Origin of the sequence: Stackebrandtia nassauensis DSM 44728 (assembly GCF_000024545.1) — a bacterium.
Lineage (GTDB): Bacteria > Actinomycetota > Actinomycetes > Mycobacteriales > Micromonosporaceae > Stackebrandtia > Stackebrandtia nassauensis.
On sequence record NC_013947.1, the window covers coordinates 2,375,455 to 2,395,800 of the forward strand.

Sequence of the window (20,346 nt, forward strand, 5' to 3'; positions counted from 1 at the left end):
CGAAGCTGTTGCCACGCACCCGCGGCATCGGCGCCGCGGAATCCACACCACCTGTTTCACACAGTGGAGGAACGGTATGTCGGTTGACACCGGAAACACCGCCTGGGTTCTCGTCTCGGCCGCGATGGTCCTGCTCATGACCCCCGGGCTCGCCCTGTTCTACGGCGGACTGACGCGCGCCAAGAGCGTCGTCAACATGATGATGAAAAGCCTGGCCGCGCTCGCGCTGGTCAGCGTGCTGTGGGTGCTGTACGGCTACAGCCTGGCCTTCTCCGAGGGCAACGCGCTCGTCGGCGGCCTGTCCGAAGTCGGCCTTTCCGGCATTCTGGACACCGTCGACAAGGAGACCGGTCTGCCCGACATGGCCTTCATCGGCTTCCAGCTGATGTTCGCGATCATCACCGTGGCCCTCATCAGCGGCGGCGTCGCCGACCGGATGCGGTTCCAGTCCTGGGTGATCTTCGCGGCCGTGTGGGCCACCGTCGTCTACTTCCCGGTCGCGCACTGGGTCTGGGGCGGCGGCTTCATCGGCGCCGACGGCATGGGCGCCCTCGACTTCGCCGGTGGCACCGCCGTGCACGTCAACGCCGGAGCCGCGGCCCTGGCCCTGGTTCTGGTGCTCGGCAAACGACTCGGCTGGCCCAACGGCAGCACCTTCGCGCCCCACAACCTGCCGCTGGTGATGCTCGGCACCGGACTGTTGTGGTTCGGCTGGTTCGGGTTCAACGCCGGTTCCGAACTGGCCGCCGACGGCATGGCCTCACTGGTGCTGGTCAACACCCAGGTCGCCACGGCCGCCGCCGTCCTCGGCTGGCTGCTGGTCGAACGCGTCCGGGGCACCAAACCCTCGGTGCTGGGCGCCTGCAGCGGCGCGGTCGCCGGACTGGTGGCCATTACGCCGGCCTGCGCCTACGTCTCGCCGATCGGCGCGATCGCCATCGGCGCCATCGCCGGAGCGCTGTGCGCGCTGGCGGTCTCCCTCAAACACAAGCTCGGCTACGACGACGCCCTGGACGTGGTGGGCATCCACCTCGTCGGCGGCGCCGTCGGATCGGTCCTTATCGGACTGTTCGCGCTGTCCTCGCTCACCGACGGCCCGGCAGGCCTGTTGTACGGCGGCGGCGTCGGACTGCTGGGCACCCAGGCGGCCGCGGTGGGAATCGTGGGCCTGTTCTCGTTCGCCGTGGCCGGAGTGATCGGACTGGCGTTGAAGTTCACCACCGGCATCCGGGTGGCCCCGGAGGCCGAGCTGGCGGGCATCGACACCATCGAACACGCCGAGGCCGCCTACGACCTGTCGGTCGGCGAGATCCTCGCCGACGACGAACCGTCCCCACTCTCCCGGGACGAGGAGGTCGAGGCGACCGACAAGGAACTGGCCCTGCGCGGATGAGCAGCCGGTGCCGCGTGTCCTCGGGCGGGGACACGCGGCACCGGTCCATCCTCGTCAGGGCTGCGTGTCGCTTCCCATGCGCAACAGCATCCGCATGATGAACAGCGCGGCCCGCCAGTTACCGCTCATCGTCTTCCCCCTTGCCGACGTGACGTAGCGTGGACAACCGCACGGTAATGCGTGAACCCGGGCCGGGGACCGAAACACCGATGCCCGGCGGCGGGCATGTGGCGGCTGTCGAAGCTGCCGTTAAGCTCGTAGGGCACCGTCCGTGCGTACACCGAGCTGCTATCCGAGGATGAATCCGAGTGTTTGACTCCCTATCCGAGCGCCTATCCGGCATTTTCAACAGCCTGCGTGGCAAGGGTCGCCTCTCGGAGGCCGACATCGACGCCACCGCGCGCGAGATCCGCATGGCGCTGCTGGAGGCCGACGTCGCGCTTCCGGTGGTGAAGTCGTTCATTCACAACGTCAAGGAACGGTGCCGGGGCGCGGAGGTCTCCAAGGCGCTCAACCCGGGCCAGCAGGTCATCAAGATCGTCAATGAGGAACTCATCACGATCCTGGGCGGCGAGGCCCGGCGGCTGAGCTTCGCCAAGAACCCGCCGACGGTGATCATGCTCGCCGGTCTGCAGGGTGCCGGTAAGACGACGCTGGCGGGCAAGCTCGCCAAATGGCTCAAGGACCAGAACCACCAGCCGATGCTGGTCGCCGCCGACCTCCAGCGGCCCAACGCGGTGCAGCAGCTGCAGGTGCTCGGTGAGCGCGCCGGTGTCGAGGTGTACGCCCCCGAGCCCGGCTCGGGTGTCGGTGACCCGGTCAAGGTCGCCAAGGAGTCGCTGGCCCACGCCACCCGCCACGCCCGCGACATCGTCATCATCGACACCGCCGGCCGCCTGGGCGTCGACGAGGAGATGATGGCGCAGGCCGCCGCGATCCGCGACGCCACCAACCCCGACGAGACCCTGTTCGTCATCGACGCGATGATCGGTCAGGACGCCGTGGCCACCGCCGAGGCGTTCCGCGACGGCGTCGGCATCTCCGGCGTCGTCCTGTCGAAACTGGACGGTGACGCCCGCGGTGGTGCGGCGCTGTCGGTGCGGCAGGTCACCGGCCAGCCGATCATGTTCGCGTCCATCGGCGAGAAGCTGGAGGACTTCGACGTCTTCTACCCCGAGCGGATGGCCTCGCGCATCCTCGGCATGGGAGACGTGCTGACGCTCATCGAGCAGGCCGAGACGGCCTTCGAGGACGAGCAGAAGCAGCGCATGACCAGCAAGCTGCTCGGCGGCGAGAGCTTCACCCTCGAGGACTTCCTGGAGCAACTGCAGGCGATCCGCAAGATGGGCCCGATCGGGAACCTGCTGGGCATGATGCCGGGCATGTCCCAGATGAAGGACCAGATCGCCGACATCGACGACAAGCACCTGGACAAGGTCGCCGCGGTGATCCGCTCCATGACGCCGCAGGAACGCGCCGAACCCAAGATCATCAAGGGCTCGCGCCGCATCCGCATCGCCAACGGTTCGGGCACCACCGTCAACGACGTCAACCAGATCCTGACCCGCTTCGGCGAAGCCCAGAAGATGATGAAGCAGATGGGCGGCATGATGGGTCTGCCCGGCGGCCGCCGCAAGGCCACCAAGTCGCCCAACATCAAACGCAAGGGCAAGAAGGGCAAAGTCACCAAGAAGAAGGCGCGCGGTGGCGGCGGCATGCCCGCGGGGATGCCGCAGGGTATGCCCGGCGGCGGAATGCCGGGGCAACTGCCGCAGGGCTTCGACCCGTCCGCGCTCGGTGGCGGCCAGGTCGACGTTCCCGAAGTGGACTTCGGCGCCCTGAAACCCAAGAAGGGCAAGAAGAAGTAGTCACCGCAGTGACCGACGTAACGCCGCGCCCCCGGGCGCGGCGTTCTACAGTATCGGCGTGACTGATTCCGGGCCCTGGCATTTGCGGGTGGTGTGGCTTCCCGACGACACCGAACGAGACGTCTACATCGACGGCGACCGGCTGGGTTTCGAGCCGATACCCGGCGCCACCACCATCGCCTCGTCGGGCTACGCGCTGCCGGGACTCGTCGACGCGCACTGCCACATCGGCATCAAACGCGGCGCCATCCCGATCGAGAGCCTGGACGAGGCCCGGGAGCTCGCGCTGACCGACCGGGACGCCGGGGTGCTGGCGATCCGCGACGCGGGCTCGCCGTTCCCGTACCCGGAGCTGGACAACGCCGTCGACCTGCCCCGGCTGGTGCGGGCCGGACGACACCTGGCGCCGCACCGCCGCTACCTGCGCGGCGTCGCCATCGAGTGCACCGCCGAAGAACTGCCGCAGCGCGCGGCCGAACAGGCCAAACTCGGCAACGGCTGGATCAAGCTCGTGGGGGACTGGATCGACCGGGACGCGGGCGACCTGGGGCCGACCTATGACGCCTCGGTGCTGGCGGCGGCCATCGACGCGGCCCACGCCGCCGGAGCGAAGGTCGCGGTGCACACCTTCAGCGAGGAGGCCGTGGAAGCGGTGGTCCGGGCCGGGGTGGACTCGGTGGAGCACGGGACGGGTCTGTCGACCGAGCTGATCGACCTGATGGCGCGCAACGGAACGGCGCTGGTGCCGACGATGATCAACATCGCGACCTTCGACTCGATCGCGGACCAGGCGCAGCCGAAGTTCCCGACCTACGCTGACCACATGCGACAGCTGAAGGCGGGGTTCCCGGACGTGGTGCGCCAGGCCCACGAGGCGGGGGTGCCGATCTATGTGGGCACTGACGCGGGCGGCGGCATCGACCACGGACTGGCGGCGGAGGAGATGCTGCTGTTGCACGAGCGGGCGGGGCTGGACGCGGGCGAGGTGCTGTCGGCGGCGAGCTGGGGTGCTCGGGAGTGGCTGGGTTTTGGCGGAGCCAAACTTGAGCATGGCGGGGAGGGGTTCGGGGACGTCGTGGTTTATGACGCCGACCCGCGAACCGACCTGCGAGTGGTCCGCGAGCCGAAGCGGATCGTGTTGCGCGGGAACATAATCCGTTGACCGCAGTGGCCCAGGGCCAAAGAGGGGCTGAGGTCAGCCCGCGACTTCGTCGGCGGGTTTGCGGTATTTCTTGCGCAGTATCCACGCCGCGGCGAGCCCGCCGATGAAGCCGAACAGGTGGCCCTGCCAGGAGATGAACGGGTCGCTGGGGAAGATTCCCCAGATGATCGAGCCGTAGAGGATGATGACGGCCACCGCGATTACGATGTCCCAGCCGCGGCGGCTGAGGATGCCCCGGCCGACCAGGTAACCGAAGTAGCCGAAGATCATGCCGCTGGCACCGACGGTGAGGACTCCGGGGCTGCTCAGGAGCCACACGCCCAGGCCGCCGATGAGGATGATGAGCGCGGTGGCGGTGAAGAAGTGCCGCAGGCCCCGCATCGCGGCCAGGAATCCCAGCACCATGACCGGCACGGTGTTGCCGATCAGGTGGTCGAAGTCGGCGTGCAGCACCGGCGCCATGATGAACCCGGGGAAGATCCCGGTGATGCTCCAGCTGCGGATTCCCCATTGGTCCAGGTCGATCGGAAGCGCGTAGTCGAGGGCCTCGAGCACCCAGATGAGGGCGACGAACAGCCCGGTCAAGATCGCGGCGACCTTGACGTTGAGCCATTTCGTCGAGACTTTCGGTGTCGACTGGGGTGTGGAAGTGAAACTCACGATTCAAAGCTAGCCCGCGTGGGCGGGAGCACATCGTCATTGTGTGCCACATCCGGTCGAAGCCGCCGCACGCGAGACGTCTCGCGTGCGGCGGCTTCGGGTGTTTCTCAGTCCTGCGCCGGGAGTGCCTGCGTCGGTGGCACCCGCAGCGCCCGCCGGGTCGGTGCCGCCGTCGCCAGCCAGGCGATGGCCGCGACCAGGATCGCCATCGCGGGTATCATCCACAGTGGTCCTTGCGGCCACGGCAGCCCGAGCAGTCCCAGACCGAGGATGCTCTGCGGCACCACTGAGAGCGCCAGTCCCGCGCCGACGGCCAGCACCGTCATCAGCAGCGCCTCCCGGCTCATCATGCCCCGGATCTGGGCCGGGGTGGCGCCAATGAGCCGCAGGGCCGCGAACTCCGAGCGTCGCCGGGTGGTGGCCGCGACGAGGCTGTTGCCCACGCCGAGCAGCACGTAACCCAACAGCGCCAACGACACCACGAGGTTCAGCCACCGGTCGGGGGAGGCCGTTCCCGCCGCCAGTCCCGCCGAGGCGGCGCCGGTGCCGACCTCGCGGCCCGGGTTGTCGGCCGCCCAGTCGGACAGTCGCGCCGAGGCTCCCGCCACGGCGATGGCGTCGTAGTGGCGGTTGGCGACGTGGCCGGTGACCAGGTCGGACGAACCGATCAGTTTGCCGAAACCGAAGCCGCGTGAGTAGGTGGCCACGATGGTCGGTTTGACCTTGCTGCCGTCGGCGAGGATCAGGTCGATGCGGTCGCCGACGTCGACGCCCTCGACCCACGCGGTCGCGGAGTCCAGTGCGATCGCGTCACCGGTCAGTTTGGACATGTCGCCGTCGACGACGTCCACATCGATCACCGATGTGGCGCCGGATCCGAAGGCCAGCATGGGGAGTTCGTCGGCGCGTTTGTTGTCGCCTTCGGTGAACGGCCACAGTGCTGTCGTGTGGATCAGTGGTACGGCCGCGTCGACGCCGGGCTGGTCGGCGATCTGTTCGACGTCGCGTTGCGTCAGACCGCCGATCGCGGGCGCGGTGACGGTCGCGTCGATCTTGGTGCCGGAGTTCAGGTCGTCGTCGGTGACCGCCTGCATGGAGGTCTGGCTGAACACCTGGGTGATGGCGAACCCGACCGCCAGCGCCAACACCGTGATCGCTCCGGCCATCCGCAGTGCGTAGCCGTGGCTGTTGCCGACCGCGAGCCAGGTGGTCGCGTTGCCGCCCACGGGCAGTCGCCGTTTGAGCCAGCCGGTCGTCGAGCGCACCAACGCCGGAGCCGCCAGTGCCAGACCGACCAGGGCGGGCATGATCGAGGAGGCGGCGCTGATGAACGCGGCCTCGCTGCGGGTGATGATCGGTGCCATGGCGCTGGCCAGGGCCAGTCCCATCAGCACGAAACCGAAGGCGGTGCGCCACGGCGCGGGCTCGCGGGGTTCGACGCGGGACTCGGCGACGGCCTCGACCGCCGACATCCGCGAGGTCCGCATCGACGCCGCCCGGGCCGCCAGTTGCACCACGAACAGCAGCAACAGGGTCGCCGCCAGGCCCGGCAGCGGACTCCAGCTCAGCGGCAGCGTCCCCGGCAGCATCCCCCAGGAGCGCATCAGGTCGGCGAACTGGCCCGCCATGGCGTATCCGGCCGCCACGCCGACGGCCGTCGCCACACCGGCGACCACTGTGGCCTGGGTGGCGATCAGCCGCCGCACCTGCCGGGGAGTGGCCCCCACGGCGCGCAGCAGCGCCAGGTCGCGGCGTTGACCGGCGACCGACACCGACAGGGCACCGGCGACGATGAACCCGACGATCATGACGATGGTGCCGCCCAGCGAGGTCGACAGTGCGATGAGCATGCCGGTGGACGCGCCCGAGGCGAGGTCCTCGACGTTGCCGCGCGCCGCCCCGGAGGTGACCTCCACGGCGGACTTCGCGGTGGCGGTTCGCACCGCCTCGGTCACGGAGTCGACCGAGGCGCCCTCGGCGACCTTGACGGCCACCAGGTCGATCTCGCCGTCCTTGTGACCGGACAGCTTCGCGGCGGTGCCGGAGTCGAAGTACAGGCCGGAACCGGGTGCGTCCACAATCCCCGACACCGTGTACCGCCGCTGCTCGCCGTTGACGAGCAGCGTCACCTCCTCGCCGGGCTCGGCCCGGGTGAGGTCGGCGTCGAGCACGACCTCGCGGTCGTCTCTCGGGGCCGTGCCCTTCACGTCGGAGGCGCCGAGTTCGGCGATCTCCCAGCCGTGTCCGGACACCGTGGGGTCGGTGGCGGGTTCGCCGTCGGCGCCGAGGATCACGGCCGGGAACGACACGTCCGCCGCCGCGGCCTCGACCCCCGACACCTTCGCGACGGTGTCGACCAGGTCGGACGACACCGGAACCCGCTCGGTGAGTGACACGTCGACGTCCTCGTCCTGGACGACGTACTGCCGCCCCGACACGGTCAGGTCGGCGGCGGCCAGCCGCTCGACCGGGGTGTGGGAGGCGATTCCGGACTCGGCCAGCACCCCGGTGGCGGTGGCCATCGCGGCCCCACCGGCGACGGCGCAGGCCACCGCGATCAGGCCCCCGAGCCGGGAACGCGCCATCGACACGGCCGGAGCGAACATGTTGGACACCGCCGTCACCGCCGTTCCAGTGTGGTCAGCAGCTGCGCCAGCTTCTCGGCCGACGGCGTCGCCACCACGTCGCGGATCCGGCCGTCGGCCATGACGACCGCCTCGTGGGCGCGAGCCGCCGCCCCCGGGTCGTGGGTGACCATGACGACGGTCTGGCCGAAGTCGTCGGCCAAGCGCCGCAGCAGGTCCAGCACCTCACCGGCGGTGTGCAGGTCGAGCGCGCCGGTGGGTTCGTCGGCGAACACCACGTCGGGCCGGGCCACCAGGGCCCGCGCCACGGCGGCGCGCTGCTGCTGGCCGCCGGACAGTTCGGCGGGACGACGGTTCAACAGCCCCTCCAGTCCGATGTGGGCGACCAGGGTCCGCAGCCAGTCGTGATCGGGGCGCGCCCCGGCCAGTCGTAGTGGCAGCGTGATGTTGTCGGAGACGCTCAACGAGGGCACCAGGTTGTACGCCTGGAACACGAAGCCGACGCGTTCGCGCCGCAGCATGGTGCGTTTCGTCTCCGACAGCCCCGAGATCTCGGTGTCACCGATGTGGACGGATCCGTCGGTGGGAACGTCCAGTCCCGCCGCGCAGTGCAGCAGGGTGCTCTTGCCGGAACCCGAGGGCCCCATGACCGCCAGGAAGGTGCCGCGCGGCACCGGCAGGCTGACGTGGTCCAGTGCGGTCACGCCGCCCCGGTACTTCTTGGTCACTTCGGTCAGCCGGACCGCCGTGGCGGCGCGGACGCTGGTCTGCGTGTTCATGCGCGCCGCCGCTTCAGGTGCCGGACCACCGCGATGACGACGAACAGCAGTCCGAGGCCACCGAACACCGCGCCGATCAGTTCCTGACCGGCGATGGACATCGCCGTGTTCAGTCCCGCGAAGATCGCCGCTATAGTCCACAACAGAATGGTCAGCGCCGATCCGGGCTTCCCCTCTCGCGGCCGGGGCGCGGCGGGCGCCGGATCGTCGATGCGATACGGGTCGGACATGGGGTGCTCCCTGAGGTTCGAGTGTGGATTTACCGTCGCCGCAAACGCTATGGGCGCCACGAGGCCCGGCCAATGCCGTCAACTACCGAACCGGGGTACAGCAGGCTGTACTGTCGGGCCGCGAGCTGGCCGATCGGCCCTTCGGCCACGTACAGTCCCACCGTCGACCCTTGAACGAGACGAGCCAGACCATGACCCGCGACACCTCAAAGCCCGGCCCGGTATGGGCCGTGCTTCGCCGCGCGCTGGTGGCGACCAAGTGGATGCTCGCGGGCATGGGGACCTCGATGCTGGCGGTGCTGGGCTGGGCGCTGGTGGTGCTGATCGCGGGGCTGAGCCTCCTCGGGGTCGGACTGTTGCTGCTGCGGCCCGCGCTGCTGGTGATCCGGCGCATCGCCGACCTGGAACGCGCCCGGCTCAACCGGATGGGCAAGCCGGTGACCGCGTCCTACGCCGAACTGCCGTACCCGCCGCTTCAGGTGCTGCGCGCCCTCGCCGAGGACCCGTCCAACCGCCGCGACCTGGCCTGGCTGGTGCTGCACGGCAGCTACGGCTTCCTGCTGGCCTCACTGGCGCTGCAAGCGCCGGTCAACGTGCTGCGCGAACTGTCCTTCCCACTGTGGTGGACGCTGGTCCCGCCGGAGGAATCCAACGCGCTCAACGGTTTCATCGACATCAGCACCTGGACCGGAGCCTGGCTGGTCTTCGCCACCGCTCCACTGTGGTTCATACTGTGGCTGGTGGTGACACCGCTGCTGACCGGACCGCAGGCCCTGCCGGGCGTCCGGCTGCTCAACCCGCACCCCGACATCGACCTGTCGGCCCGGCTCGCCCAGCTGACCGCCACCCGGGCCGCCGCCCTGGACGCCCACGCCGTCGAACTGCGCCGCATCGAACGCGCCCTGCACGACGGCGCCCAGAACCGGCTCGTCGGCGTCGCGGTCCTGGTGGGTGCCGCCCGGCAGGCGCTGCGCCGCGACCCCGACCACGCCGACGCCGTCCTGGAACGCGCCCAGAGCACCGCCGAGGACGCGCTGGCCGAACTGCGTTCGGTGGTGCGCAGCATCCTGCCGCCGGTGCTGGAGAACCGGGGCCTGTCCGGCGCCCTGTCGGCACTGGCCGCCGACAGCCCGGTGCCGTGCCACCTCCAGGTGGACGTGCCGGTGCGCTGCCCGGTCAGCGTCGAGGCCACCGCCTACTTCGCCGTCGCCGAAGCCCTCACCAACGCCGCCAAACACAGCCGCGCCACCCGCGTCGACATCACCGTCGTGCGCGTCGGTGACCGGCTCACCGCCACCGTCACCGACGACGGCACCGGCGGCGCCGAACCCGACACCGGCACCGGCCTGTCGGGAATCCGCCGCCGCGTCGCCGCCCACGACGGAACCACCACCATCACCAGCCCGCCCGGCGGGCCGACCGTCATAGAAGTGGAGCTGCCGTGCGGATCGTGATCGCCGAGGACGACGCCCTGCTGCGCGAGGGCCTGGTGCTGGTCCTGCGGGGCGAGGGTTTCGAGGTGGCCGCCGCCGTCGGCGACCCCACCGCCTTCGCCGCCGCCGTCACCGAACACCGCCCCGACATCGCGGTGCTGGACGTGCGGATGCCGCCCAGCCACACCGACGAGGGCATCCGCGCCGCCGTGGCCGCCCGCCGCGAACACCCCGACCTCGCCGTCCTGGTGCTGTCGGCCTATGTGGAACAGAGCTTCGCCACCGACCTGCTGGCCGACGGCGCGAAGAGCGTCGGCTACCTGCTCAAGGAACGCGTCGGCCGGGTCGACACCTTCGTGTCCGCGCTGCGCCGCGTCGCCGAGGGCGGCACCGCCATCGACCCCGAAGTGGTGGCGCAACTGTTCGCCCGGCAGCGCGCCGACGATCCACTGTCGCGCCTCAGCCCCCGGGAACGCGAGGTGCTCGCGGTCATGGCCGAGGGCCTCGGCAACGCGGCGATCGCCAAACGGCTGTTCATCACCGACAACGCCGTCCACAAGCACATCCGCAGCATCTTCGCGAAACTCGAACTGGCCCCCGACGACGAGACCGACCGCCGGGTCGCGGCGGTCCTGCGCTACCTGGACGGCACCCGTACCTAACCGCGGCGTGAAGTCGTCGTCGGCAAGGCCCAGCCGGTGTGCCAGTACCGCCGCCTGGATCCGGTTGCGGACGCCGAGCTTGTCGGTGATGACCGAGACGTGGGTCTTGACGGTCGTGACTCCAAGGTGGAGCGTCTTGGCGATCTCGGCGTTGGAACAGCCCGCGCCCACCAGGGCCAGCACCTCGCGTTCGCGGGCCGTCAGGTGGGACACGTCCGCGCCGGTATCCGTCGACTGTGCGGAGACGGCCCGGTCCACGACCCGCCGCAGTACCGACGGCGCCAGGGTGGGTTCGCCGGAGGCGGCGCGGCGCACCGCGTCGATCATCTGTTGTGGATCGTCGTCCTTGACGAGGAAACCGATGGCCCCGGCACGCAGTGCGGCATAGACGTTCTCGTCCTCAGCGAAGGTGGTCAGCATGACGATGCGGGCGTCGGGGCGCCACGCGAGGATGCGGCGGGTGGCCTCGATGCCGTCCAGCCTCGGCATTCGGATGTCCATCAGCACCACGTCGGGGGTGTGGCGTTGGGTGAGGCGGACCGCTTCGGAACCGTCGGCGGCCATGGCGACCACGTCGATGTCACCGGCGGCGTGCAGCAGCATCTCCACTCCGGCGCGGACCAGCTTCTGGTCGTCGGCGATCACGACTCGGATCAACGTTGGCTCCCATATGGAATCGAGGCGGACAGCCGCCAGCCCGCGGTGCCGGTGGGTCCGGCTTCGAGGTGTCCGTCCAGCATCGCGACCCGTTCCCGCATCCCCGACAGACCGTAGCCCGTGGACGGCAGCGGTCGCGGCCCGCTCGTTTCGGGGGCGTCGTTGACGACCTCGACGGTGAGCGTTCCGGTCGCGGCGGTGACCGTGACGCGGGTGTCGGTGCCAGGACCGGCGTGCTTGAGGACGTTGGTGAGGCCCTCCTGCACCAGTCGCGCCGCCGTGGCCCGCACGACCATGGGTGCCGTCGCGGCGGCCGGATCGATGTCGGCGGACAGGCGCAAGCCCGCTGCGGCGGAGCGTTCCACTGCCTCGGTCATCACGGCCTCGGGTTCGGACACCGACGGCGCGCCCTCGACGGCGGCGGGATCGCGCAGTACCGCCAGCAGACCCCGCAGGTCCTCCAGGACCTGGGTGCCGGTGGACCGGATGTCGCCCAGCGCTTCGGCGACCGGTGGCGGCGCGCCCGCGTACTGAGCGGCTCCGGCGCGCAGCACCATCGCCCCGACGTGGTGGGCCACGATGTCGTGCAGGTCGCGGGCGATGCGAGCCCGTTCGGCCAGCCGGGCGGCGGCGGCTTCGGCCTGTACGCGTTCGGCGGTCTCGCGGGCGCGGGCGCGGTTGAGGGCGGCGACCGCACGCAGGCCCGCCAGGTACCGTCCGAAAGCGATCGGCGCGGCCAGTACGACCAGCACCCCGGCGACCCGCCACCAGGTCAGCGAGACGCCCGAACCGGCGTCGACGAGGTTGACCGCCGTGGTGACCAGCGCGACGACGTAACACGCGATCGTGGTCGGCCAGCCGCAGGTGAACGCGACGTAGCCGAGCCCGAGCAGCAGCAGGAACTGCACCGGGTTGGCCGCGAAGGGGGAATAGTGGTCGGTGACCAGCAGCAGCACCGCCAGCACCCCGAGGACCGGCACCGGCAGCCTGCGGGCGAACGCCATCGCCAGCCCGGCGCCGATGACCGCTCCGGCGGACAGCCACCCGGGCGCGCCGTCGTGGCCCCATGACCGCCACGTGGTCACCACCCCGAAGCCGACCGCGAGCGTGGCCACCGCGACGTCGGGCGCGGTGCGGCGCCACACATCCGATCGCATGGCCCCGACACTACTGACCACCGGCTGAGCGCACGGTCCTTCCACTGGCCGCGGCGTCTCCTCCCACTGGCCGAAACCGCGGCCTGGACGCGGAGGTTTCCGGCGGGCGACGGCCATACCGTCGATCAGCGTGAGCGCCGAATCGACCGTCTTCCTTCGCGAGTTCCTGCGCACCCCGATGCGAACCGGGGCGCTGCTTCCCAGTTCGGCCCGGCTGGCCTCGGCCGTCGTGGCGCCGATCCCGCGGCGCGGCGACCCGGTGGTCGTCGAACTGGGCCCGGGCACCGGCGCCTTCACCGCCGCCATCCGGCAGCGGCTGGCGGGACGCGGCCACCAGCTGGCCGTCGAGCTGAACCCCCGGCTGGCCGAGTACACCGCCCGCCGCTTCACCGGCGTGGACGTCGTGACCGCCGACGCCGCGCGACTGCCCGCGATCCTGGCCGAACGCGGCCTGCCCGGCGCCGACGTCGTCGTCAGTGGACTGCCGTGGGCGTCGTTCCCCCGTCCGGTGCAGCAGTCCATCCTCGACGCGATTCGCGGCGGTCTGGCCGAGGGCGGCGCGTTCACCACCTTCGCGTACTCGCACGCCCGAGTGCTGTCGTCGGCACGTCGGTTCCGCCGATCCCTGGAGGCCGGATTCGAGGAAGTCCTGTGCGGACGGACGATCTGGCGGAACATACCCCCGGCGATGGTCTACGTCTCCCGCCGTCCGAAAGGAAACGCGTCATGAGGAACCCGTTCACGAAACGGATCAGCCTGGCCGCGACGGCTGTGGTCGTCGCCGCCGTGGCCGCCGTCTACTTCGTCTCCGGTGCCGAAGGGGCGAGCGTGTCCTCGCTCGACTGGAAACCCTGCCAGGACAACGACAAGGCCGACTGCGCCAGCGTCACGGTCCCCATCGACTGGTCGAAGCGACAGTCCGGCACAGTGGACGTCGCCGTCGCCCGCCGTGAGGCCACCGACCCGAAGCACCGCATCGGAACGCTGGTCTACGTACCGGCCGGACCGGGCAGCTCCGGCGTCGAGGCGATCACCGACGACGAGTTCTTCACAATGCTCATCACCTCACCGATCGCCGAACGGTTCGACGTGATCGGCCTCGACCCGCGCGGCGTCAAACGCAGCCACCCGGTGACCTGCGCCAAGGACCTCGTCGACAAGGTCGACGCCGTCGTGCCGCCGACCCGCGAGGGCTACGACGCCCGCCTGAAGGGCAACGCGGCGCTGATGGACGACTGCCGCGACCGCACCGGGCCGCTGTTCGACCACCTCGACAGCGTCAGTGTCGCCAAGGACATCGAGGCGCTGCGCTCCGCACTCGGCGAGGAGTCGGTCAACCTGTACGCACTGTCCTACGGCACCCTGCCCGCGCAGATGTACGCCGAACAGTTCCCCGACCGGTTGCGCGGCACGGTCCTGGACAGCAACATGGACCACAGTCTGAACACCAAGGACGTCATGGTGACCGGCGCCGAGGCCACACAGGACGCCTTCGATGACCTGGTGTCCTGGTGCCGGGACGACGAGGAATGTTCGCTGCATGGCAAGGACGTCCGCGCCATGCTCGCCGACCTGTACGCCAAGGCCGAAGCCGGGGACCTCACCGAACCCGGCGACGCGGACACCCCGGTCACCGTCGCGAACCTGATCAGCGGCATCGTCTCACCGCTCGCGGTGACTGACCGTGGCAAGGCCGCCGACCGGATCGCCGCGTTGACGACCGGCAAGGGCAAGGCCGCACCGACCGAGCAGGCCGACGGCGAGGTGATGCCGCTTCCCATCACCATGCAGTGCGCCGACTTCCCGCGCGGCATCGCCGACTACGACGCGTTCCGCGACGCCTGGGACGCGTCCGAGAAGGCCGCCCCCGACGTCCACTTCTCACCGTTGAACTGGTCGGTCCCGCAGAACTGCCTGAACTGGGACGCGGGCGCCGACAACCCGAGGCACCGGCTCGACGTGCGGGGCGCCGAACCCGTGCTGGTGTTGGGATCGCGCTTCGACACCCAGACGCCGTACTCCTGGAGCGCCAACGTGGCCTCCCAGATCGACGGCGCGGTCCTGGCCACCTATGAGGGCCCCGGACACGGTGTCTACCAGCGCACCGACTGCACCCGGCGGCTCGTCGAGCGCTACCTGATCCGGGGCGAGACGCCACGCGACGGGGTCAGCTGCCCCGCCGCGTAGCGTCCCCTGTGGCGGGTCAGGAGGCCGACCGGCCCTGTAGCCAGGCGCGTTCGGTGACCGTCCACGTTGTGGTCGCCAGCAGGTAGATGCCCGCCGCCAGCGGCACGATCGCTGCCACGATCAGGGTGCCGAACGACAGCAGCGGCATCACCCGCGCCACCGCCGCCGCCGGTCCCTCGGGCGGGTTGGGCGAGTCCGCCATGCCGCGGCGGGTACGCCGGTACGTCCACAGTGCCACCGCGGCCAGGGCCACGAGGAGCACACCGAACACCAGCGTCTGGACGCTGGCCAACCCGAACGCGGCCAGCGTCTCGGACAGGTGCTGTCCCAGTGGCGTTCCGGCCAGGGTGTCGTCCAGCAGCGGATTGGCGGCCCCGCTGATGGAGTCGGTGGTGAACAGCCGGTACATCACGAAGAACACCGGCAGCTGCAACAGCATCGGCAGGCAGCCAGTCAGCGGTGTCGAGCCTTCGGTGCGGTACAGCTCGCCGGTGGCGTCGACGAGTCGTTGGCGGTCGTCGCCGTGTCGCCGTTTCAGTTCCGCCATCTTCGGGGCGAGCCGCTGCCGGGTCTTCTCGCCGCGTACGGCGGCGCGGGACAGCGGATGCAACAACAGCCGGACGGCGATCGTGAACACGACGATCGCCGCCGCGGTGGCCGAGGCGGCGAACAGCGGCCGCAACGCGTCGGCGATGGTCAGTACGACGGACAGGAGGTAGTACACAGTGGATCCCCTTCGGGGTCGAGCCTTGACGGTGGACGGGAGTCACCGCTGACGCGAGGCGTCACCGGTGGACGCGCCACCCTGGGGCTCGAGGTCGCGGACGCCCGGCGGCGTCCGGATCACACTGTGGAACGAAGACGGTGCGATGGGATCGGTCGGCGACGGCGGGAAGGCTTGCCGCCAGCCGGGTCACGGCGCTGAGCCACACCGCGCCGCCACAGCCGACCAGTACCGCCGCGGCGGCCGCCACGGCCAGCGAGGCGGCGACCGAACCCAGGTCGGAGTGGTCGACGGCGAGGGTCAGCAGGAAGGTGAAGATGATGGCCAGCTGCCACCACACGGCGCGGAACGGGAACATCGCGCCTCCTTCACCATGACCGGGAGCGCCCAGTCTACGAGGTGGGGGTCGCCGAGCCGCGCGGGTCGGGGAAACCGACCCACCGCAACAGGACCATCCGGGCGTCGGCGGGCGCGTCGTCGCGGTCGCTGCCGAAGCGGCGCACCAGTTTCAGGTACTCCTCGTGGAACTCCTTGAGCTGCGCCTTGGTCATGAAGGTGCTGGCCCGCGAGCCCTGCTGCCAGTCGCCGTCCTCGTCGCGGTCGCGCGCGAAGGCCGACAGCAACCGCAGGTCCTCGGCGAGCCGGTCGTCGCCCAGCTGCTCGGCGAGGTCCTGTTCGGACTCGGTCAGCTGCTCCCGGGGCGGCATCCGTCGGTCGCCCTTGACGACGTCCCACCAGCGTTCCCGTCCCTTGGCGCGGTCGCGCAGCTCGGTGACGAAACCGGTGTCGGACAACATGCGCAGGTGGTAGCTGGTGGTCCCGGTGTTCTGGCCCATGGCCTTGGCCAGCGTGGTGGAGGTGGCCGGACCGTGGTTGGCGAGATGGCTGAGGATCTCGCGCCGCAGCGGACTGGCGAGCGCCCGCATCGCCGCCGGGGTGTGCATGACCGGTTCCGTTGACATACGCCCAGCTTAGTCATACCGAGAGAGTTATGCAGAAAAAATCATGCAGAGAAAAACTTGCAGAATAAATTCTGCAAAGCTAGGGTCGGCTCCATGACATGGAAACGAATCGCCGGCTGGTCCTTCGCCGCCGCACCCCCGCTGGTCCTCGTCGGCTGGGCACTGATGCGACTCAACGGCGCCGGTGGCCAGGAACCCGGCTGGACCCTGGCCCACATCGCCTGGGGCCTCAACGCCGTCATGCACGCCGTCATCTGCGTCGAGCTGTACCGGCGCGCCAAGGACACCACCGGCAAGGGCAGGGTCCTTGCCACCGGCTGCCTGATCGTCGGCGTCCTCGGCGCAGTTTGTCTGCTCGCCCAGATGGTCATCGACCTGGTGGTGGGCTTCGCCACCGACAACCGCACCGACATGCGGGCCATGAGCGGCCAGATCCACGACCTGTACGGGGTCCAGCTGGCCGTCTACGACGTCGGGCCGGTGCTGCTGTTCCTGGTGCTGATCACGCAGGCGATCCACGTCGCGGTGCTGAAGCGGGGGACCACCGCCTTCGCGGCCCTGGTGACCCTGGCGGTGGTCGTCAGCGGCACCGAACTGCTGCTGGAGATCCCGCTGCGGCTGGCGCAGGCCAGCTCGGCGCTGATCCTGTGGATCGCGTTCGTGCCGGTCGCGCGGGAACTGTCGCGCCGCGACACCTCCGACGTGACGCGCGCGACGCGCTGGCGAAGCCTCGCCGGGTGGTCACTCATCCTGGCCCCCGTGGGACAGGTCGGCGGCTGGACCCTGATGATGCTCGGCGGCAACGACGGCGACAGGCTACTGTCGACGGTCGCGCACACGGTGTGGCTCATCGGTTTTCTGATGCTGGGCGTGGTCTGCGTCGAGCTGTACCGACGAGTCCGCGGTCACGGGGCCGGGCAACTGTTCGCCCGGGTGAGCCTGGCGGTGGCGCTGATCAGCATCGCCGCGTCGGTCCTGGAAATGCTCGTCGACCTGTACACCCTGTTCGCCACCGTGAATCGCGCCCAGATGGAGGCACTGGACGAACAGATCCGCGGCATCCCCGGCGCCGAGCAGATCCTCTACGGATTCGGCACCCAGGCCGTCTACATCGGATTCCTCGCGCTGGTCATCCAGCTGGCGGTCCTGAAACGGATCAGCGCGACGACGCTGACGTTCGTCCTGGCCACCCTGGTCCTGTTCGTCGGCTATGAGCTGCTGGACAACGTGGTGGAGGGCCCCGTCCGACAGTCCATCATGCCGCTGGCGGTGCTGTGCATGTGGCTCGCACTGGCGCCCTTGGGATGGCGCCTCCTCAAACCGGTGACCACCACCGCCGGACCCCGCGTCGCCTGACGCCGGGGAGGTGAGGTCGGGGAGGTGAGGTCGGAGGGACGGAGCACCCTCCGACCTCACCCGGCGGTCAGCCGAGGATGGCCTGTCGTTCCCGTTCCAGCATCTCGGGAATGGGGGTGTACTCGTTCGGTCCGATGGGCCCGTAGTTGCACAGGATGACGCCGACCCAGTCGCGGTCGCGGTAGATGTTCCAGTGGGTGGCCTCCCCGGCGGCACCGCCACCGTGGCCGAACATCCGGCAACCCCCGATCACGCCCGCCGGTGCGCCGTACGCCTGGAACGCCTGCCGGACATCGGTCTCCGACGACCTGGAGCGTGGCGCCAGCGGGTACTTCCCGCTCCAGTAGACCTCGCGAAAGGCGGGGCCGAGCAGCGTCCCGTCGTCGAGCGCCTCGGCGAACCGGACCAGGTCAGGCGCGGTGGAGAATCCGTTGCCGCCACCGCCGCCGATGAACGAGCGCCCCGCGTTGGGGACCCCGCCCAGCACCGGATCCGAGGTCAGGGCGTCCCGGCGTTCACCCGATGCGTCCAGCCAGTACGGATGGGCGAACCGCGCACTCTTCATCCACTGTGGCCGGGTGTAGTACGCGGAGCGACGCATTCCGGCGGGCTCGAAGATGTGCTCCTTGACGTAGTCGCCGAAACTCTTGCCGGACACGGCTTCCACGACCGCGCCCAGTGTCGAGTACCCGGCGTTGCTGTACTGGTTCCGGGTTCCCGGCGTGAACGCCAGCGGATGCTTCTTGATGATCCGCATGGTCTCGGACATGACCTCGGCGGCGCTGTCCCACTTGTGGTGGTTCTCCAGGAACTCCTCGTCGTCGAGCGGGACATCCAGGCCGGAGGTGTGCAGCAGCAAGTGGTGGATGGTCACGGTCTTGGCGATGTCGTCGGCGAAACCGTCCAGATAGGTGCCCACGGTGTCGTGGAAGCTCAGCTTCCCCTGCTCGGCCAGCTGCACGATCGCCAGACCGGTGAACGGTTTGGACGCCGACGCCAGCGCGAAGATGGTGTTGGCGCGGTTGGGGACGGACTTCTCCCGATCGGCCAGCCCGTAGCTACGGCTCAGCACCTTCTCGCCACGGTAGGTCAGCAGGATTGTTCCGGAGAACTTGTCCGCCTCGGCGAGTTTTCTGACGAAACGGTCATAAGCGCCTCCGGGCAGGGTGTCGGGCGGAAGCTTCTCATTGCCCGCGGCAGTGGCCCGGGACGGCATCGCGACCGTCGCCAGGCCACTGGCGGCCAGTGCTCCTCCTCCCACGAGACCAAGCGCGGCGCGCCGAGACAGTGGAGCGGGGGAGGACGATGTGTTGCTCACGTGCGGGTTCTCCTCTCACAACCATCAGGTGTGCGAACAGAACCCAACACGATCGCGTGTTTCGTCAGCGTTTCCGAACCCCGGTCAGCCCTTGAGGTTCTTCACGGTGACGTCGATGTAGCGAGGGCGGTAGATGGTGGCGTCCTCGTACAGGTCGTCGGGCCGGAAGCTGTTGACGTTGTACGTCACCAGCAGCCGGTTCCCGCTGCTGAGGTTCGGGTGCGCCTTGGCGTTGTAGGTGAAGACGTTGCCGCTGGTCTCCGGAGTCTGGTACAAGACGGTCTTGCCGGTGTACGGCCCCTCGATGTCGGCGCCGCGGTACATCACGATCTTGGCGCTGAGCGCCTCGGTCGCGTCACCGGTGACGATGGTGAACTTCCCCTTGAAGCGGGACACGCTGAACTCGTTGGAGACGCCTTCGAGGATCCGGGTGGAACCTGTCGGGTCGTCGCCCCACTGGCCGTCGGCGAAGTACTCCCAGTCGTCGGTGGTGAGGGAGCCGGACGGCACCCGCGCCAGGTGGGCGTACTTCTGGGCCTGCTTGTCCTCGACACCGAAGACGTAGGTGTAGCCGTCCGAGCGGTCCTCGTATATCGCCGAACCCCAGTTGACGTCCGACTTCGGGAGGTTCGTGATCCCCGTCAGCGACATGTCGTCGGTGTCGAAGCTCGCCACGGCGTTGCCGACGAACTTGAAGTCGAAGACACCGCTGCCGGTCTTCACGAACTCCAGCAGCATCACGCGCAGCGAATCACCCTCGACGGTGCCGTCGCCGAACCAGTACCAGCGTTCCTTCTCGTCGGCACCGGCGACCTTCGCCAGCGACTCGGGTGCGGCGTTCGTGCCTCCGGTGTGGGTGGTCAGTTCGCCGTCGTCGTCCACGATGATCGAGTTGTGGACGAACGGCGAATCCTTGGGGCGGCCCAGGTTCTCGTCGACCTCGCCCAGGAACGTGTCGGAGTACAGCCACGCCGTCGAGCCGTTGGGAAGGTCGACACTGTAGGCGGAGTCGGCGCCGGTCCAGCGGCCCGCGTTCTCGGCGTAGCTGTTGAAGCGCTGGGTGAGTTCCTTGTTGACCGACGCCGACACGACCGGGGCACGTTCCGGCGCGGCCTGCGCGGCGATGGGTACCGCGACGACCGCGAGCCCTGTGACCAGGGCCGTGGTGAGCGATAGGGTACGGGTGATCATGTTCTGCTCCTTCGCAGGTTCC

At 69.5% G+C, this 20,346-nt stretch carries 18 protein-coding genes and 1 pseudogene; 8 read left to right on the top strand and 11 right to left on the bottom strand.

The genetic code is table 11. The features are described from left to right. Positions 1 to 76 precede the first annotated feature (76 nt). The 3 genes from SNAS_RS11055 (at position 77) to SNAS_RS11065 (ending at position 4,423) form a co-directional block, all read left to right on the top strand. On the top strand, positions 77 to 1,393 hold the full coding sequence (locus SNAS_RS11055) for an ammonium transporter (RefSeq protein ID WP_013017503.1): 1,317 nt from the start codon (positions 77 to 79) through the stop codon (positions 1,391 to 1,393). A 308-nt stretch (positions 1,394 to 1,701) separates the two neighbouring features. Continuing rightward, positions 1,702 to 3,261 (top strand): signal recognition particle protein, encoded by a 1,560-nt coding sequence (gene ffh / locus SNAS_RS11060; protein WP_013017504.1) that lies wholly within the window; start codon positions 1,702 to 1,704, stop codon positions 3,259 to 3,261. Between the two features lie 58 nt (positions 3,262 to 3,319). Next, a complete protein-coding gene (locus SNAS_RS11065; protein WP_013017505.1) occupies positions 3,320 to 4,423 on the top strand; it encodes an amidohydrolase family protein in 1,104 nt (367 codons plus the stop codon). 33 nt (positions 4,424 to 4,456) lie between these two features. On the opposite strand, the gene SNAS_RS11070 is transcribed toward SNAS_RS11065, so the two are convergent. The 4 genes from SNAS_RS11070 to SNAS_RS11085 form a co-directional block, all read right to left on the bottom strand. Beyond that, on the bottom strand, positions 4,457 to 5,083 hold the full coding sequence (locus SNAS_RS11070) for a rhomboid family intramembrane serine protease (protein WP_013017506.1): 627 nt from the start codon (positions 5,081 to 5,083) through the stop codon (positions 4,457 to 4,459). A gap of 107 nt (positions 5,084 to 5,190) precedes the next feature. Next, complete coding sequence (locus SNAS_RS11075; RefSeq protein ID WP_041625927.1) at positions 5,191 to 7,689, bottom strand: ABC transporter permease; 2,499 nt, start codon at positions 7,687 to 7,689, stop codon at positions 5,191 to 5,193. 14 nt (positions 7,690 to 7,703) lie between these two features. Further along, positions 7,704 to 8,447 (bottom strand): ABC transporter ATP-binding protein, encoded by a 744-nt coding sequence (locus SNAS_RS11080; protein WP_013017508.1) that lies wholly within the window; start codon positions 8,445 to 8,447, stop codon positions 7,704 to 7,706. Next, on the bottom strand, positions 8,444 to 8,677 hold the full coding sequence (locus SNAS_RS11085; RefSeq protein ID WP_013017509.1) for a hypothetical protein: 234 nt from the start codon (positions 8,675 to 8,677) through the stop codon (positions 8,444 to 8,446). The genes SNAS_RS11080 and SNAS_RS11085 overlap by 4 nt, the downstream gene beginning before the upstream one ends. A gap of 191 nt (positions 8,678 to 8,868) precedes the next feature. Between SNAS_RS11085 and SNAS_RS11090 the strand changes: the two genes are divergently transcribed. Both SNAS_RS11090 and SNAS_RS11095 read left to right on the top strand, forming a co-directional pair. Continuing rightward, positions 8,869 to 10,131, top strand: coding sequence for a sensor histidine kinase (locus tag SNAS_RS11090; protein ID WP_013017510.1), 1,263 nt, complete (start codon positions 8,869 to 8,871; stop codon positions 10,129 to 10,131). Next, the gene (locus SNAS_RS11095; protein ID WP_013017511.1) at positions 10,119 to 10,772 is read left to right on the top strand and encodes a response regulator transcription factor; all 654 of its coding nucleotides are present in this window, start codon (positions 10,119 to 10,121) and stop codon (positions 10,770 to 10,772) included. Before SNAS_RS11090 ends, SNAS_RS11095 begins: the two co-directional genes overlap by 13 nt. A 99-nt stretch (positions 10,773 to 10,871) precedes the next feature. On the opposite strand, the pseudogene SNAS_RS33975 reads toward SNAS_RS11095, so the two are convergent. Beyond that, a pseudogene (locus SNAS_RS33975) lies at positions 10,872 to 11,375 on the bottom strand (response regulator transcription factor); the annotation flags it as partial. Between the two features lie 50 nt (positions 11,376 to 11,425). After that, a complete protein-coding gene (locus tag SNAS_RS32670; RefSeq protein WP_013017512.1) occupies positions 11,426 to 12,586 on the bottom strand; it encodes a sensor histidine kinase in 1,161 nt (386 codons plus the stop codon). Positions 12,587 to 12,716: 130 nt separating this feature from the next. Between SNAS_RS32670 and SNAS_RS11105 the strand changes: the two genes are divergently transcribed. Both SNAS_RS11105 and SNAS_RS11110 read left to right on the top strand, forming a co-directional pair. Continuing rightward, positions 12,717 to 13,316, top strand: a complete 600-nt coding sequence (locus SNAS_RS11105) for a class I SAM-dependent methyltransferase (RefSeq protein ID WP_013017513.1) — start codon at positions 12,717 to 12,719, stop codon at positions 13,314 to 13,316. Next, positions 13,313 to 14,773: an alpha/beta hydrolase gene (locus SNAS_RS11110; RefSeq protein WP_013017514.1), complete on the top strand. Its 1,461-nt coding sequence runs from the start codon at positions 13,313 to 13,315 to the stop codon at positions 14,771 to 14,773. The genes SNAS_RS11105 and SNAS_RS11110 overlap by 4 nt, the downstream gene beginning before the upstream one ends. 16 nt (positions 14,774 to 14,789) lie before the next feature. On the opposite strand, the gene SNAS_RS11115 is transcribed toward SNAS_RS11110, so the two are convergent. From SNAS_RS11115 to SNAS_RS11125, 3 genes are all read right to left on the bottom strand, one after another. Further along, positions 14,790 to 15,497 (bottom strand): YidC/Oxa1 family membrane protein insertase, encoded by a 708-nt coding sequence (locus SNAS_RS11115; RefSeq protein WP_013017515.1) that lies wholly within the window; start codon positions 15,495 to 15,497, stop codon positions 14,790 to 14,792. Positions 15,498 to 15,558: 61 nt separating this feature from the next. Beyond that, entirely contained in the window at positions 15,559 to 15,855 is a 297-nt protein-coding gene (locus tag SNAS_RS11120; RefSeq protein WP_013017516.1) for a DUF6412 domain-containing protein, read from the bottom strand. A 34-nt stretch (positions 15,856 to 15,889) separates the two neighbouring features. Further along, entirely contained in the window at positions 15,890 to 16,459 is a 570-nt protein-coding gene (locus SNAS_RS11125) for an ArsR/SmtB family transcription factor (RefSeq protein WP_041624764.1), read from the bottom strand. Positions 16,460 to 16,552: 93 nt separating this feature from the next. Here SNAS_RS11125 and SNAS_RS11130 point away from each other — a divergent pair, with 93 nt between their 5' ends. Next, positions 16,553 to 17,815, top strand: coding sequence for a hypothetical protein (locus tag SNAS_RS11130; RefSeq protein ID WP_013017518.1), 1,263 nt, complete (start codon positions 16,553 to 16,555; stop codon positions 17,813 to 17,815). Between the two features lie 67 nt (positions 17,816 to 17,882). On the opposite strand, the gene SNAS_RS11135 is transcribed toward SNAS_RS11130, so the two are convergent. Next, positions 17,883 to 19,133 (bottom strand): serine hydrolase domain-containing protein, encoded by a 1,251-nt coding sequence (locus SNAS_RS11135; protein WP_013017519.1) that lies wholly within the window; start codon positions 19,131 to 19,133, stop codon positions 17,883 to 17,885. An 84-nt stretch (positions 19,134 to 19,217) separates the two neighbouring features. Then, complete coding sequence (locus SNAS_RS11140) at positions 19,218 to 20,324, bottom strand: DUF4185 domain-containing protein (RefSeq protein WP_013017520.1); 1,107 nt, start codon at positions 20,322 to 20,324, stop codon at positions 19,218 to 19,220. Positions 20,325 to 20,346: the final 22 nt, after the last annotated feature.